This is a genomic window from Streptomyces sp. NRRL S-340 (genome assembly GCF_000720185.1).
Classification (GTDB): domain Bacteria; phylum Actinomycetota; class Actinomycetes; order Streptomycetales; family Streptomycetaceae; genus Streptomyces.
The window spans coordinates 1-14,410 of sequence record NZ_JOIY01000080.1 but is presented as its reverse complement, the minus strand read 5'-3'; the positions used below and the strand labels follow the sequence as shown (position 1 = coordinate 14,410).

The following is a 14,410-nucleotide window of genomic DNA, read 5'->3' as shown; positions in this document are numbered from 1 at the left end:
GCGACATCAACCGCCTCATGACCACCGCCGGCATCACCCCCCACATCACCCCCGTCCGCGCAGGCGACACCGAACTCCACCGCATCACCGGCGCCCGCACCCCCACCGGCACCCCCGTCACCATCACCGAACCGGAGAGGGAACCCGCCCCGCGCCGCGCCGCCAACTCCTCGTCCCGGGGGCGCCGCGGCGGCGCCGGCAAGGGCCGTCCGGCGGGCGAGGCCGCGCGCCGCGGTGACCGGAACCGGCGGCAGTCCGCCCCCGGCACCGGCGCACGGCGCACGGACAAGCCCGCCCGGCGCTCGGAGTAGACGCCGGACCACTGCTCCGGGGAGGAACCCGGTCACCGCTCCCGGCGGAGACCCGCTCGTTCCCGGAGCAGCAGCCCGGCCTTGGGGATAAGCCGGGCAACGCCCGTAGCGGCAGCCCGGCCCGGGGGATAAGCCGGTCAACGCCCGTAGCAGCGGGCCGGCCGGAGTAGAGCCGTCAGCGTCCGGGGAAGGGGCCGGTCACTGCTCCGAGTAGCTGAGGTCGCCCACGGTCCACGCGCTGACGTCCTTGATCGCGACGCGGTACATCCCGCCCGTCTCCGGGATACCGAGACTGCCCTGCAGGATCCGCGCGAGGTGGAAGTGCAGGTGCGTGGGCGACCCGCCGCGGTCGGGCCGCGCCCCCCGGTGGCTGGTGAAGACGTCGGAGAACGGGCTCAGCCGCTCCGACGTCCTCAGCACCTCCGAGACGCGTTCGCGCCACATGCTCTCGGGGGCCAGTCGGCCCGTGATGACGGCACCGTCCACGACCACGGTCAGCGACATCTGGTTGCTCGGCTGCGCCTCCACCATCGCCGCGACGGCGGTGAGCAGCTCATCAGCGTTCGGCATGGAGGCGATTGTATTCAGCGGACCGCCCCGTCCCACCCTGGGATCGGGCCGTGGTCCGGTCCGGGCCCGGGCCGCCCCCTCCCCCGCGCCGGTCCGGTCACTTGATCCCGGTCGTGGCGATGCCCTGGACGATCTGCCGCTGGAAGACCAGGAAGACGGCGACGAGCGGCAGGAAGCCGAGCACCGAGGAGGCCATGACCTCGGCGTACTGGATGTTGGTGTTGTTGACCAGGGAGGCCAGTCCGACCGGGATGGTCTGTGACTTGGTCTGGTTCAGCACCAGCAGCGGCCACAGGAAGGCGTTCCACGAGGTGATGAAGGTGAGGATGGCGACCGTGGAGACGGCCGGACGGCACAGCGGCATGCAGACCGTGGCGTAGACCCGCCACCAGCTCGCCCCGTCCAGGCGGGCGGCCTCGATCAGCGTCCGGGGGATGCCCCGGAAGAACGCCTGGAAGACGAAGACGGACACCGGGGCGGCGACCGAGGGCAGGACGAGGGCCCAGAAGGTGCCGAGCAGGTGGAGCGAGCGGTACTCGATGAACTGCGGCAGCACCAGCGCCTCGCTGGGCAGCATCAGTCCGGCCCCGACCAGGGCCAGCACCGCGGTCCGGCCGCGGAAGCGCAGCAGCGCCAGCGCGAAGCCCGCCATCGAGCAGAAGCCCACCGTGAAGAGCACGGCGAGGGACGAGATGACCAGACTGTTCAGGTACCAGCTGCCGATCGGGTAGTGGTCCCACGCGTAGGAGTACGCGTGCAGGGACCAGCCGCCGGCGAACGGCGAGGTCGGGTCCTGCGTGATGGAGCCGTCGGAGCGCAGTGAGGTGATCAGCGCCCAGGCGAAGGGCACCAGCCAGATCAGCGCGAACAGGGTCAGGCAGACGGCGCACAGCCGGTTGAAGAGTTTCCCGCGGTCGGGCGCGGGCGCGCCCGCCGTCGTGGTGGGCCGCGGCCGGGTGATGCTGCTCAAGGGGTCCTCCACTCAGGCCGCGGAGCCGGACGCGCGTCGCCGCAACCCGTACCAGGCCGCCGATACCGCGACGATGATGACGAAATAGACCATGGTGGCGGCAGCGCCGTAGCCACCCCGGTAGGAGGTGAAACCGGTGTCGTAGATGTACTCGATGACCGGCCGGGTGGACTGGCTGGGGCCGCCCGCCAGGAGCAGGTAGATCTGGTCGAAGACCTTGAGCGAGGCGAGGATCTGCAGGATCAGCACCAGGCTCGTGGTCCGGCCGAGCAGCGGCACCGTGATGTGCCGGATCTGCTGCCAGGGGCCCGCCCCGTCGATCGCCGCCGCCTCGTACACCTCCGGCGGGACGTCCTGGATCGCGGCGGTGTAGAGGACGAAGTTGAAGCCGAAGGTCCACCACAGCGTCATCAGCGTCACGGCGGTCCAGCCGCCGGCGGTGCTGCCGATGAAGTCGGGCACCGGCAGCCCCACGGCGCCGAACAGCTTGGGCAGCAGTCCGATCTGCGGGGTGTACATCCACAGGAAGATCAGCGCGACCACGGACGACGGGACCACGTACGGCGCGAAGAAGGCCAGGCGGTAGAAGGTGCGCCCGCGCGGCATACGGGCGGCCAGGACGGCGACGGCCAGCGCGAGGACGACCAGCGGCGGGGTGGTCAGCAGGGTGAAGAGCACCGAGTGCCACATGGCGTCCCAGAACAGCGGGTCGCCGACCACCTCGGAGTAGTTCGACAGGCCGACCCAGTCGCCCAGGCCGTCCTTGACGGTGGTGGTGTTGAAGAAGCTGAGCACCACGCCCACGAGCAGCGGACCGACCAGGAACAGCAGGTAGATCACGAGGAAGGGCGCGCTGAGCAGCACACCGGCCCGGCGTTCGGAGCGGGGCGGCCGCTCACGCGCCGGGGGTGGCGCGGACGCCGTGGGTGCCGGTCGCGTGGGGACGGCGGTCGTCATGGGGCTGCCTCCTACTTCATCGTGACCGGCGGTCGGGCCGTGGTGTACCGCTTGAGGTCGGCGCGCATGCCGGCGACCGCGCCCTGGGGGCTGGTCCGCCCGGAGAGGACGTCGATGATCGTCGAGCCCACGGTGGACTGGAAGTCCGAGCCGGCGCCGGTGTACCAGGCGGCCGGGTCGTACTGGGCGTCGAAGGCGGCCCGCACGTAGTTGCGCTGCGGGGACTGGTCGAGGAACGCCTTGCTGCGCTGGGTCGGCAGCCACGCGGGGATGTGCCCGCCCTGCGCCCACACGGCGCTGTCGTCCAGGAGGCTCTTGATGAACCGGGCCGCGTCGCGGGTGCGTGCCGCCGAGCGGCCCGCGTTGCGCGGGACGACCAGCGCGTGCGAGTCGGCGTACGCCACCGGTTCGGGGCCGAGCAGCGCCGGGAACGGCACGACGTCGAAGCGGAAACCCTTGACCAGGCGGTACGAGGGGATCTGCCACTCGCCGTCGAAGAGGAATCCGGCCTTGCCGGTGCTGAACAGGGCGTTCGCGCCGGAGCCGTTGAGGCTCCTGGGCATCAGCCCGCCCGCGGTGAGGCTCTGCATGAAGGCGAACGTCTCCCGCATCGCCTCCTCGTCGATGCTGATGCGGGTGCCGGAGTCGGTGACGAGGGGGCCGGCGAGCCCCGAGTAGATCATGCTGAAGTACCGCCACGCCGTGGACGGGTCGGCGGTGATCGACATGACCGCCCCGTACTGGGCCCCGCCCTCCTCCTTCATCGCCTTGACGGCGCTCAGGAAGTCCTCCTTGCCCTTGAGCGGGACCAGGCCGTCGCCCGCGGGGGCGAGGAGCCCCGCCTTGCGGGCCAGGTCCACGTTGTAGAAGAGCACGAAGGGGTGCGTGTCCAGCGGGACCGCGTACGTCGTCCCGTCGACGGTGGCCTTCTCCCAGGCCGCCGGGGTGAAGCGGTCCGAGGTGACGCCCAGTTCACCGATCCCGGTGTGTTCGACCGGTTCGAGCAGCCCGGCCGCGGCCAGCAGCGGCAACCGGGAGAGGTGGGCGATGCCGACGTCCGGGGGCGTACCGCTCGCCGTGGCCAGGGCCAGCTTCGTGTAGTACGGGTTTCCCCAGCCCAGGATGGTCGCTTCGAGGGAGGTCCCCGGGTTGGCCTTGCGGAAGGCGTCCTCCATCAGCACCATGTTGGCGCCGTCACCACCGGTGAAGAGGTTCCAGAAGATGACGTCCGCGGTGTTCGGCTGCGAGCCCGTCAGCCCGGACGCGAGCGGGGAGGAGCACGCCGCGAGCCCTCCGGTCAGGGCCAGGCCGCCGCCGAGGGCCAGGAACCGCCGGCGCGCCATCGCTGCGCTCATAGGGGCATTCACCTCGTCACGTCGGTGTGAACTCGATGGCGCAGACCCTGACACACGATTTGCAACGATGCAATAGATCGGCGGAAAGTGACCTTGCGGACGAGTTCCAGCCACCCTGCGCCCACCGGGGGACCCGCTTCGGCGGGGCGGACCCACTCGGTTCGGAAGCTCACGGGCGGGGGACGGCGACTGGCCGCGCGCGGTCGCCGGGGCGGGCGGGTCGCCGGGGCGGGCGGGCGTCCCGGGACGAAGGGGCGTCACCGGGCGAGACGGCCGCAGGGCGAGGGCGTCACCGGGCGGGACGGCCGCAGGGCGAAGAGTGGCCGTAGGGCGTAGGACGCCTGCGGGGTGCGTGGTGTCGGCAGGGCGCAGGACGCCCGGGGGACGAAGAGCATCCGCCGGGCGAAGAGCGTCGTGGGGCGAAGGACACCCGCGGGGTGCTGGACGCCCGCCGGGCGAAGGACACCCGCCAGGGCGACTCGGGCGGCTCAGCCTGCCGACGGACTCTGCGGGCCCTCGGAGCTGTTCGGGCTCTCGGGGCTGTTCGGGCTCTCCGTGCCCTGCGCTCGCGTGAACTCGTGGCTCCGCTCCACCTTCGCGACGTGCAGGGTGTAGCGCTCGTACCAGTCGTCCCGCCCGCGCCGCTGCGCCGCGCGGTGCTCCTCGTCGCTGCGCCACCGCGTGAGGGCGTCGGCGTCGCGGAAGTACCCGACGGTGATGCCCAGCCCCCCGGGAGTCTGCGCGTGGTCCATCCCCAGGAACCCGGGGACGCCCTTCACCAGCTCTTCCATGCGGGCGTTGGTCTCGCGGTAGCCGCTCTGGTCCTGGGTGCGCACGGTGGTGAAGACAGCCACGTAATAGGGGGGTTCATGGGCCGCGACGGGCATGACAGGCGCTTGCGGGTGCTCGCTCATGGGGCCACCGTATGGCGGGGCCGCCCGGCGATCCAGCGTCTTTCCGTCCTGGGGACGGCCGGCCGCTCATCGCGCCGGGGGCCGCCGCCGGGAGGACTCGCGGACCACCAGCCTGAAGGGGGTCGCCTCCTGCCTCGCCGTGACGGGTTCCGGACCGGCCCCCTCGGCGCCTTCGGTGCCGGGCCGGCCGGCGCCCTGTGCCCCGGACCGCCGCCCGGCCTGCTCCTCCAGCAGGGTGAGCGCGCGTTCGGCGATGACGTCCAGGTCGGGGGCGACGGAGGTGAGGGGCGGGTGGGTGTAGGCCGACTCCTGGATGTCGTCGATGCCGGCCACCGCGACGTCCTCGGGCACGCGCACGCCGGAGGCGTCCAGGGCCCGCAGCGCCCCGACGGCCAGCGCGTCGTTGAACGCGAAGATCGCGTCGGGCAGCGGGCCGTCGCCCTCCAGCAGCTCCCTCACGGCGGCGTAGCCCTGCTCCCTGGTCCAGTCGTCCACCGGTGCGACCAGCCAGTTCACCCGGCGCACCCGGGCCGCCGACATCGCCTGCCGGTAGCCCTCGGTGCGCTGGCGGCCGTTCTCGCTGCCGTTGCGGCCGAGCGCGACGATCCGGCGGCAGCCCTGCTCCAGCAGGTGCTCCACGGCGGTTCGTGCGGCGGCCACATTGTCGATGCCGACCCGCGGGAACTGGTCGCCGACGCTGTGCTCGCCCAGCATGACCAGCGGGAAGTCCGGTGCCGCCGCGGCGCCGTCGGTGGCCGGCAGCGTCAGGGCGCTCAGCAGCACGCCGTCGGCCACGTTGGTCAGACCGCCCTCCAGGATCCGCCGCTCCACCTCGCTGTCTCCCGCGGTCGCCTCGACCAGCACCGTGATCCCGCGCCGTCCGGCGGCCCGGATGACGGCCTGGGCCAGTTCGGCGAAGTACGGCTCGGCGAGGAAGGGCACCGCCAGGGCGATGAACCCGGTGCGGCCCGACCGCAGGCCGCGCGCCATGTAGTCCATGCGGTAGCCGAGTTCGTCCAGCGAGCGCTGCACCTTGGCCCGGGTCTCCGGGCTCACGTGCGGGTAGCCGCTGACCACGTTCGACACCGTCCGCACCGACACCCCGGCGTGCTCGGCCACGTCCCGCATCCGCACTCTGGCCACTGGAGGGGCTCCTTCCCGTCGAATCGGCTCCCCGAGTCTGCCGCACGGGCGGCGGTGGGCGGACGCCGCACTCCGGCGGGCCCCGACCGGGCTCCTGCCGGTCTTGCATCGATGCAAACGATCACTCATGATGGCAGGACTTCGATTATAGGAACGCTGAAAACGCCGACGCCGGGCCTGCCGGAAAGGCCTGCGGCATGCCGAAAAGGCAGAAGGAGGATCCGTGAGGGCGAGCGAGCAGGACGGGACGTATCCGAGGCCGATCCTGCAGCGGGAACGGTGGCACAGCCTCGACGGCGTCTGGGACTTCGGGTACGACGACGGTGACGTGGGCGAGCGCGACGCGTGGTTCGCCGAGGAGGGGGCCGGCGGCTTCGACCGGCGGATCACCGTCCCGTACCCGCCCGAGGCGCCCGCCTCCGGGATCGGCGAGACCGCGCCGCACCGGGTCGTCTGGTACCGCCGCCGCATCCCCCACGAGATCCTCGCCGCCGGCGGCGAGGAGCGGGCCCTGATCCACTTCGGCGCCGTCGACCACCGCGCGAAGGTCTGGCTCGACGGCCGCCTGGTGGCCGAACACGTCGGCGGGCAGAGCCCGTTCACCGCCGACGTCACCGGTGCGCTGCGGCCCGGCGCCGACGCGCACGTGCTCGTCGTGCGCGCCGAGGACGACCCGGCCGACCTGGCGCAGCCGCGCGGCAAGCAGGACTGGCAGGACCGGCCGCACGCGGTCTGGTACGAGCGGACCACCGGCATCTGGCAGACCGTGTGGACGGAGACGGTGGCCGCCCAGCGCGTCACGGACCTGGCCTGGATCCCGGACCCCGCGCGCGGCGTGCTCGCCGAGGTCACCCTGGCCACGCCCCCCGCCGCCCCGCTGACGGTGGAGATCGTGCTGAGCCTGGACGGCGAGGTGCTGGCCCGGAGCACCACCGCGGTCCGCACCCCGCGCAGCCGCATCGACGTGGCCGCCCCCGCCCTGCGCAACGGGATCGACCGCGAGGACCTGCTGTGGAGCCCCGAGCGCCCCACCCTGCTCGACGCGCGGGTCACCGTGCGCGACGCGGCCACCTCGGCGGTCCTCGACACGGTGGACAGCTACGTGGGCCTGCGCAGCGCCGGTGTCGGCCGCGGCGCCTTCCTGCTCAACGACCGCCCCTACTACGTGCGTTCCGTGCTCAATCAGGGGTACCGCCCGGACACCCTGATCGCGAACTCCGGGACCGCCGAGCTGCGCCGCGAGGTGGAACTGATCAAGGCGATGGGCTTCAACGCGGTCCGGATCCACCAGAAGGCCGAGGACCCCCGCTTCCTGTACTGGGCCGACCGGCTCGGTCTGCTGGTGTGGGGCGAGACGGGCGCCGCGTACGAGTTCGGCACCGAGGCGGTGGAACTGCTCACCCGGGAGTGGCTGGATCTCGTACGGCGCGATCGCAGTCACCCCTCGGTCGTCACCTGGGTGCCGGTCAACGAGAGCTGGGGCGCATCGGACATCCCGCACGACCCGGCGCAGCGGCACTACTCCATCGCCCTGGCGAACCTCACCCGTGCCCTCGACCCGAGCCGGCCGGTGCTGTCCAACGAGGGCTGGGAGCACACCGACAGCGACATCCTCGGCGTGCACGACTACTGCGGCGACCCGGCGGAACTCGCCCGGCGCTACGGTGACGCCGCCGCCTTCGAGGCGGTGCTGGCCGGTCCGGGTCCGCAGGGCCGGGTGCTCTCGGTCACGGAGCGGCAGACCGAGCGGTACGCCGCGGGGGACGCGCCGCTGATGATCACCGAGTTCGGCGGGCTGTCGGTGCGCGCCGGTGAGGGCGACTTCTCCTACACCCGGACCGGCTCCGACACCCAGTACGCCGCGCTGCTGGACGCCCTGTTCGGTGCGCTGCGCTCCAGCCGGGTCGTCGCGGGCTTCTGCTACACGCAGTACATGGACACGGCGCAGGAGACCAACGGCCTGCTCTTCTCGGACGGTTCACCGAAGCTGCCGCTGGAGACGATCCGCCGCATCGTCACCGGAGAGGCCACCGGCGAGACCGCCACGGAGAAGGAGGAGGAGAGGGAGAAGGAGGAAGTGCAGGCGTAGCAAGGGGCAGGGGCGGGGGCCGGTCACCGTGGTGGCCGGCCCCTGCTCGCGTGGTCAGAGATCGCCCTTGAGGTACGAACGCGCGGCTGCCATGGCGTCCTTGTGCCGGTCCTCGGCGATGGCCTGGACCGGTGAGTCGTCCTCCAGCTGCGGGTTCATCCCGATCATCCAGGCTCTCGCCGTGTGACAGTTCTCGGCGAGGGTGATCATCTGGAAGACCTGGTAGGCGGCGCGCAGGCGCAGTTCGGAGTCGATGCGCGGACTGTTCTGGCCGCTGCACCACTTGCCGACCTGCTTGGGGTCCTCGATGCCCGCGATGAACGCCGTGAGCCGCTGGCCGAAGTTGTCCTGCAGGAAGCGCGCGATGGCCGCGGTGGAGGCCTGCACCGTACCGGCGTGGGCGGTGGCCTCGGTCTCCCGGTCGGTCCGGCTCTCCGGGTCGGTCAGGGTCTGCATGATCTCCTCGATTCCTCGGCACACCGGCCGGTGTTCCGGACACCGCGGCGGAGGGTGGTGAGTGGCGCTGCCCCGGGACACGCGGACGCGAGCCGCGGTGCGGCCAGGCGCGTGGGCACACGTGAGCGGGTGGGCTCACGCAGGCGGGTGGACACCGGCGAGCGGGAGGAGGTGAGGGCGGTCGCGGACGGCGGCGCGGGCACGCGGCCCGGCCGGTCGACGGTCGGTCGCGGCGCGTCGGTGGGTAACGGACGCCTGCTCAACATCGCTCCCCCCTGGGTGTCTTGAGGGAAGTCTACCCTCGCTCGCGCCGGCTACTCCACCGCTTTCCCCCCGGAAACCCCCCGGAAATCCCACCACCCCTCGTTCCGGAAAACAGGGGTGCAAAGGCCCGGGGGCCGGTGGATTCAGGGGTGACCAGGGGATTTGCCTGGTTCGGTGGTGGGTAGGAAGCGGGTGGACGGGGGGCGCCGCGTGATGTCCGCGCCACTCCTTCGGGCGACGGCCGCGTGGCGGGACGGCGCGCGGCTGCGGGGCGGGACGGGCGCGCGTGGCGGGCACGGGGCCGAGGAGCCGGGCGGTGCACGACAGGGGGTACGGGCGCCGGCCCCGGGACGGGCCTCGGAACCGGAATCGGAACCGGAAGGCGGGTGTCGGAACCCGGCCGTACGCCGGAGCCGGGACGCGCAGCACGTTGGCCGGGGCGGGCGGCCGTCAGACCAGTCCCGGGCCGAGATCCGGGCGGCCCTCAGACCAGTCCCGGGCCGTACTCCGGGCTGCCGTCCGGCCAGTCATACGCCGTACTCCGGGGCCGTCAGAAGAGTCTCAGGCCGTATTCCGTGGCGATCTCCTGGAGCGCCGGGTCCTCCAGGCGGACGGGGCGGCGTTCGGCGTCCTCCAGGTCGACGTCCTCCAGGACCGCCCAGCACTGGCGGCCGCCGTAGCCGGAGCGGTACGCGATGCCCTGGGCCAGCCGGTGCCCGGTCCGGTCCCGCTGGGCCACCGTCCACGCGGCGATCTGGCGGGCGATCCTGCGGTCACCGCCGTGGATGTGCTCGTCGGTGAGCCGGTTCTCCACGCCCCAGGCGCTCAGTTCGCTGTGCAGCTCCTTCATGAGGACCTCGCGGGTCGCGGTCGCGTCGACGTCGAGGAAACGGGCGTCCTTGGGCGGGACGACCCGGACCAGGACGTGGTCCTCGCGCCAGCCGGAGGCCAGGTGTCCGAGCCGCATGGTGCTGGGCCGGCGGTCCCAGTCGTTGCCGATGAGGCCGCGCATCCTCGGGTGGACCCTGAAGCGCGCCAGCGCCTCGGCGTAGCAGCCGGCCAGGTCGGTGGCGCAGTAGAGCATCCCGTAGGTGGCCAGGCTGAACCGGCCGGCGCTGGAGCCCTGACTCGTCTCGGGCTCCAGCCTGTTGTACGCCAGCGGCTGCCTCCTCTTGCCCAGGCGCCACATGCCCCGCTCCGGGCCGTGGACGAGGGTCACGGGCGGTTCGTCGGCCTGCCGCGTCACGCGGTCGCCCTTCCCCCGGGCGCGGTACGGCGGAGCGGGCGGCCTGCGGGAGGGTACGCCCGGGGGGCGGCGGTGGTCGCCGCCGGGGAAGTGCCGTTCATACACCCTCGCTGCTGGCCGCTGATTGCCGTCGGGCCGCGCCGCCGGTGCGCGGGGCGCCGGCCGGCGCGGTACGTGCCCCGTGTGTTCCACCCGTGTGCCCGCCGGAGGTTGCGGGGGTGTCCGGCGCATGTTCCGGTGCGCGCCCGGTCCATGCTCCGGTGCATGTGCCGACGGGACATTCGAGCGATCATTGTCCCGCAACGGCTGTCCGCAGGGGCGGTTTTCGGCCCGCCCACGGGGGCGCGCGGGGGAGGCGCGGAGGCATCCGGAGGGCGCACGTCCGCCCTGGGGAGCGCCGCTGGGGCGGCCCGGGGCCGGCAAAGGCGCTCGAACCTCAGTAATCCCCCAGGTTCAGTTCGAACACACTCAGACCCGCCTTTCCGGCCACCAGGAGAACGGGGTGCCCGTCCGGATCCGTACCGTCGGCCGGCCGTGCCTGGAGGACGCCGAGCGGGCTGCCGGTCACGATGCGGGTCACCCGGCAGCGGGCGGTGACGTCCCACACGTGGACGGTACCGCCGGGCCCGGTGGCCGCCAGGTGGGGCCGGCCGGCGGGGCCGGGGAAGCAGGTGAGCGCGGTGACCGGCCCGTCGGCGGCGTCCAGCGCGTCACCGTCCGGCCGCAGCGTCCGGGCGTCCCACAGGCGTACGGTCCCGTCCTCGCCGCCCGACGCCACGAGCGCCCGCTCGCCGGGCGCCGCCGGTACGACGGCCACGGCGTGCACTCCCTGCTGGCCGCAGTGGACGGGCGCGCCCACCGGTCCGGTGGCGGGGTCCCACCGCCGCAGGGTCCCGTCCGCCCCGGCCGAGACGACGAGCGGGCCCCGCCCGGTGTCCAGCACGGCCAGGCCCCGGACGCTCAGCATGTGGTCGTCCCAGCACGCCAGCCGGCTCTGGCGGCCGAGGTCCCACAGGCTCAGGGTGCCGTCCGCCCCGCCGGTGGCGAGCAGCGTCCGCCCGCCGTCCGGGAAGGCCACCATGGTCTGCACGGGCAGGCTGTGGCTCAGCAGGGTGCCGCGGCGCGCCGGGGCGTCGGCGAGGTCGAGGCCGGCGCGCGGGCCGACCGACCACATCTGCACGCCCGCGTCGCTGTGCGCGGTGACCAGCAGGGGCCCGCCCAGGGCCGTGGTCCACGCGAACGCCGTCACGGTGGTGTCGCCGACGGGCAGGCTCACGCGCGCGCCGGTGTCCGCGTTCCACAGCGCGGCCTCCTCCTCGTCGGCCACGGCGACCAGGAGCGGCCCGGCGGTCACCGCCCGGCACGGCAGCGCCGCGGCGGTCACCGACCGGCGGACCTGCGGTGCCGGGCGGCTGCCGTGCCCCGCCAGTCTCCAGCGGCGCAGGGTCCGGTCCGCGCCCGCCGAGACGACGAGCGGCGCGTCGCCCGGTACGGCGGTCAGCGCCAGCGGCGCGGCCGTGTGTCCTTCGAGCGGACCCCCCACCGTGCGGAAGCTGCCGGTGCTCCACACCCGCAGGACGTGGTCGGCTCCGGCGGAGACCACGGCCGGCTCGCCGTCCACCGGGACGGCCACCAGGGCCGTGAGCGACCGGGCGGGGGACGGCGCCGCCGTCACCGTGCCGCCTTCGGCCGTCGCGTCCCAGAACCCGATGTGCCCCGAGTCGTCGCAGGTCACGAACTGGTTCGGGGCGGGCAGGTCGACGACGGCCCGCACCTCGTCCGCGTGCTCGCCCAGCTCGACGATGTCCTGGCCCGGCCGCCAGACGCGCACGGACCGGCCCTGTGCGACGGCGAGCGCCGTGCCCTGCGCCCGCGCCAGTCCCACACCGGTCACGATCGCCGGTGCGGGGTCGAGGGACGGGAGCCGGGCCGCCCCGTCGTCGACGGCCTGGAAGGTGACCGGGTCCAGTGCCGTGAGGTGACCGTCGCTGTGGGCGACGAGCACGCGGGGCGGGCCGTCCGCCGGGGTGAGCAGCGTGAGGCCGCTGACCCAGGTGCGGGGGCGGTGGACGGCTACCGAGAGCAGCTGGCCCCGGGCGCTGTTCCACACCCGCACGGTGCCGTCCGTGCCGCCGGAGAGCAGCAGGTCGTCCGGCAGGGGCAGCAGGTGCTGGAGGGCGCCGCCGTGCGTGTGCGACGGGGCGCCGACCGGAGCGCCGTACGTCTCCCACCTGCGCAGCGTCCCGTGGCTGTCGCCGGTGACCAGCAGGTGCCGGCCGTCCGACGTCGTGGTGTGCGCCAGCGACTCGACGACGGTGTCCGTGACGGCCAGGACGTTGTCCGGGGCGCTCCAGTCGCTCCACAGCGGGGTGAGGCGCGAACCCGCCAGCCGCCGCGCCGCCGCGGGCACGGCCGACAGCGGTGTACGGCGGCGGGTCGCGGCGTGGTGCGCGAGGTGCAGGCTCGTCAGCCGGGAGGCGGGGCCGGCGTCACCGAGGAAGGGCTCGATCCCCGCCCAGGCCTCCAGCCACTCCTGCCGCTGCCCGGCGTCGCCCGTGCGCCGCAGCAGCGTGCGGACCTTCCGGCTGGACTCCCAGGGCAGCACGGCGAGCGGCACGTGCGCGTCGTCGAGTACGTCACCGCGCGCGGCGTGGTCGGCGAGGTGCCGGCTCAGATAGGGGTGCGGCGGGACGGCCGGGTCCTGTGTGACCAGCTTGGCCAGCGCCTTCGCGATGAGCCGGTGCGCCTCCCCGGGCGCACCCCAGCGCCCGGCACCGGCGCCCGTGTCAGCACTGGTCATGCCGGCTGCTCCCGCGGGCTCGTGCGCTCGGGAGCGGCGGCCGGAGCAGCGGGGGCCGGGAGGGCCGGCTGGGGCGGCGGGGTGGTCATGGGTGGCGGGGCCGGCGGGGCCGGCGGGGTTTCACTCCCCGCGGCGGTCCCGGCCGGCGCGGCGGTCCCGGCCGGCGGGGCGCCGCCCCCCGCCGGGAGGCTCCCACCCGGCAGGCCGGTCCCGGCCTGCGCGGTCGCCCCCGCCTGCGCGACGTCCCCGCCCTGCGCGGCGTCCCCGTCCTGCGGGCCGGCCAGGAGGTTCTGGTGGGGGTCGCGGAGGATCTCGGCGAGGCGTTCGTGGGCCGGGCGGTAGACGAGGCGGTCGTCCTCGTGGTCGTGGGCCAGGTAGCCGGAGAGGCCGCCGCGCAGCAGGGTGGCGATCATGCGGTCCGGGTCCTCGATCGGCCGGCCCAGCAGCGCTCCGGCCACCGTCGGCCACACGTTCGACCAGGGGATGCCCGCCCCGAGGGCGAACGCGCCGGAGCGCAGGAGGGCGAGGGCCACCTCCGCGGGCAGGCCCTCCGCCTCCGCCAGCAGCAGGTCGCGGCGGAGCAGTCCGGTGGTCCCCGCGTGCAGCAGCTCGCGCCACCGGGAGCTGGCGACCAGCGCGGCCGGATCGGCTGCGGCCCGCAGTTGCTCGCCCGCGAGCCGGGCGTCGAGGAACGAGGGCCACACCTCCTCGGCGACCGTCACGGCGGCCTCGCGCACGCCCGCCCGGACGGCGGAGCCGGTGGTGCCGCCGGAGCCGGTGGTGCCGCCGGAGCCGGTGGTGCCGCCGGGGCCGGGACCGATGAGCGCCTCCACGTAGTCCGCGATGTCGTCACGGCTGCCGGGCCCGTCCGTGCGCAGGACCGTCGCCGAGGGGAAGACCTCGCGCAGCGCGGAGAGCAGCCCCGGGTCCTGGCTCCCGGCGCGCGCCTGCCCGGTGACCGGCCCGCCGCCCGCCGGGTCCGCCGCGGCCGGGCCCTTCCCGCCCGCGCCGCCCACGCCGCCAACGCCGCCCGTGACCCTGCCCTGCATGGCCGCACCCTCCCTCGCCGCCCCGCCCGCGGCCCGGCCCTCCGCAACCGTGCCGTCCGCGACCGGGGTGCCGGTGACCGGGCCCTCCATGACCGGGCCCTCCGTTCCCACCCCGCTCGCAGCCGGGCCTTCCGTGCCCGGGCCGCCCGTGCCCGGGCCTTGCGTGTCCGCGCCCCCCGTGACCGCCTCCGCGGTCTCCTCCCCGGCAGGCGGCCGGCTGCTGCGTACGCCGATGACCAGGCCGAGGCGTCGCGGGGCGCAGGCGGGGCGGCGGGGGGCCGGGAGG

10 protein-coding genes and 2 pseudogenes are annotated in these 14,410 nt (G+C 74.2%); 2 read left to right on the top strand and 10 right to left on the bottom strand.

Going from position 1 to position 14,410, the window contains the following annotated elements; genetic code table 11:
* Nucleotides 1-311, top strand: a pseudogene (locus tag IG64_RS36770) (ATP-dependent helicase); the annotation flags it as partial.
* Nucleotides 312-509: 198 nt separating this feature from the next.
* On the opposite strand, the gene IG64_RS36765 reads toward IG64_RS36770, so the two are convergent.
* From IG64_RS36765 to IG64_RS36740, 6 genes are all read right to left on the bottom strand, one after another.
* Nucleotides 510-881: a hypothetical protein gene (locus IG64_RS36765; protein ID WP_037864764.1), complete on the bottom strand. Its 372-nt coding sequence runs from the start codon at nt 879-881 to the stop codon at nt 510-512.
* A gap of 97 nt (nt 882-978) precedes the next feature.
* On the bottom strand, nt 979-1,851 hold the full coding sequence (locus tag IG64_RS36760; protein WP_037864762.1) for a carbohydrate ABC transporter permease: 873 nt from the start codon (nt 1,849-1,851) through the stop codon (nt 979-981).
* Between the two features lie 12 nt (nt 1,852-1,863).
* Nucleotides 1,864-2,808, bottom strand: a complete 945-nt coding sequence (locus tag IG64_RS36755) for a carbohydrate ABC transporter permease (RefSeq protein ID WP_037864760.1) — start codon at nt 2,806-2,808, stop codon at nt 1,864-1,866.
* 11 nt (nt 2,809-2,819) lie between these two features.
* The gene (locus IG64_RS36750) at nt 2,820-4,163 is read right to left on the bottom strand and encodes an extracellular solute-binding protein (protein ID WP_234438746.1); all 1,344 of its coding nucleotides are present in this window, start codon (nt 4,161-4,163) and stop codon (nt 2,820-2,822) included.
* Between the two features lie 488 nt (nt 4,164-4,651).
* Entirely contained in the window at nt 4,652-5,077 is a 426-nt protein-coding gene (locus IG64_RS36745) for an antibiotic biosynthesis monooxygenase family protein (protein ID WP_051813815.1), read from the bottom strand.
* A 66-nt stretch (nt 5,078-5,143) separates the two neighbouring features.
* Entirely contained in the window at nt 5,144-6,220 is a 1,077-nt protein-coding gene (locus tag IG64_RS36740; protein ID WP_234438745.1) for a LacI family DNA-binding transcriptional regulator, read from the bottom strand.
* A 223-nt stretch (nt 6,221-6,443) separates the two neighbouring features.
* On the opposite strand from IG64_RS36740, the gene IG64_RS36735 reads away from it, so the two are divergent.
* Nucleotides 6,444-8,309 carry a glycoside hydrolase family 2 protein gene (locus tag IG64_RS36735; RefSeq protein WP_051813813.1) on the top strand — a complete coding sequence of 622 codons (1,866 nt, stop codon included), beginning with the start codon at nt 6,444-6,446 and terminating at the stop codon, nt 8,307-8,309.
* Nucleotides 8,310-8,363: 54 nt separating this feature from the next.
* Here the strand turns inward: IG64_RS36735 and IG64_RS36730 are convergent, their stop codons facing one another.
* The 4 genes and pseudogenes from IG64_RS36730 to IG64_RS42750 all read right to left on the bottom strand — a co-directional run.
* The gene (locus IG64_RS36730) at nt 8,364-8,765 is read right to left on the bottom strand and encodes a hypothetical protein (RefSeq protein ID WP_051813811.1); all 402 of its coding nucleotides are present in this window, start codon (nt 8,763-8,765) and stop codon (nt 8,364-8,366) included.
* Nucleotides 8,766-9,579: 814 nt separating this feature from the next.
* On the bottom strand, nt 9,580-10,218 hold the full coding sequence (locus IG64_RS36725; protein ID WP_051813816.1) for an RES domain-containing protein: 639 nt from the start codon (nt 10,216-10,218) through the stop codon (nt 9,580-9,582).
* A 493-nt stretch (nt 10,219-10,711) separates the two neighbouring features.
* A complete protein-coding gene (locus tag IG64_RS36720) occupies nt 10,712-13,075 on the bottom strand; it encodes a WD40 repeat domain-containing protein (protein ID WP_037864753.1) in 2,364 nt (787 codons plus the stop codon).
* A pseudogene (locus tag IG64_RS42750) lies at nt 13,072-14,410 on the bottom strand (hypothetical protein); the annotation flags it as partial. The gene IG64_RS36720 and the pseudogene IG64_RS42750, both read right to left, overlap by 4 nt.